Source organism: Amycolatopsis sp. NPDC059657 (assembly GCF_042734395.1).
GTDB lineage: Bacteria > Actinomycetota > Actinomycetes > Mycobacteriales > Pseudonocardiaceae > Amycolatopsis.
The window spans coordinates 1-1114 of the sequence record NZ_JBHWEB010000278.1 but is presented as its reverse complement, the minus strand read 5'-3'; the positions used below and the strand labels follow the sequence as shown (position 1 = coordinate 1114).

The following is a 1114-nucleotide window of genomic DNA, read 5'->3' as shown; positions in this document are numbered from 1 at the left end:
TATTGATCCGTAAGGCAAATATGGCGTGTCAGTCTGCGGCGTAGCGGACTTCTTCCTTGCCGAAGAAGGCTTTCACGTGGTCGGGTTGGTTCTGGCGGCGGCGCAGGTGGGTGCGTGCGCCTGCCGCCAGTTCCTGCTGGGTGCGGGGGCTTTGTGTTGCGGTGACGTGGTGTTTGAGGTCGCCGTTGAGCAGTTCGACGGGGTTGAGTTCGGGGCTGTAGCCGGGCAGGAAGTGCATCTCGATCCGCTCGGCCCGCTTGGCGAGCCAGTCTTTGAGCAGGATCGCGCGGTGTGAGGGGTGCCCGTCCACGATCAGGTGGATCTTGCGGTCGACGTGACGCACCAGCCGATCGAGGAACTCGATCATCACCTGGACGTTGAACCCGCCCTCGAACACGGTGAAGTAGAGCTCGCCTTTGTTGCTGATCGCGGCCATCGCGTTGACGGTGAACCGCTTGCCGCTATTGGGCACCACCGGGGTCTTCCCGACCGGCGCCCACGTGGCCACGACCGAGGCGTCCGAGCGCAGCCCAGTCTGGTCCAGCCACAGGATCACGGCCTTCTCCCGCTTCGCCCTCGCCGCGATCGCGGGATACCGCTGCTCGAGCCACTCGGCGACCTTCTCCGGATTTTTCTCGTACGCCACCTGCACCGGCTTCTGCGGCGAGAAGCCCCACGAGCGCAAGTACTTCCCGATCGTCACCCGTGACAAGTCCAGCCCGAACCAGCGTTTCACCAGGTCCGCGACCAGACCGCGGGTCCACACCAGCCCCACCAGCTGAATCTGGTCCGGATACCTGCCCAGCACCGCCCGCCGCAACCGCGCCTGCTGCTTCGCGTCCAGCGCCTTCTGCTCGCCGGCCTGACGACCACGTTTCCTGGCATACAACGCCCGATTTCCGTTGCGTTGAAACGCTGTCCACCACCGCGTCACCGATCGCAGCGACACCCCGAACAGCTCCGCCGCCTCAACCTGAGTGCGACCTGACTGGACCGCGGCGACCACCCGCTGCCGCAGATCCTCCTGCGATTGCTGGGAAAGCCGCCGCGCATCCGTCACCCGAACCTTCGCGTTCACACCACGATCATGCCATATTTGCCTTACGGATCAATA

The 1114-nt window shown here is 64.5% G+C and carries 1 protein-coding gene; it reads right to left on the bottom strand.

Features of this window, described 5'->3' with window-relative positions:
- Positions 1-28: 28 nt before the first annotated feature.
- Positions 29-1078: an IS630 family transposase gene (locus ACFV15_RS48205; protein ID WP_378360261.1), complete on the bottom strand. Its 1050-nt coding sequence runs from the start codon at positions 1076-1078 to the stop codon at positions 29-31.
- Between the last annotated feature and the right edge of the window lie 36 nt (positions 1079-1114).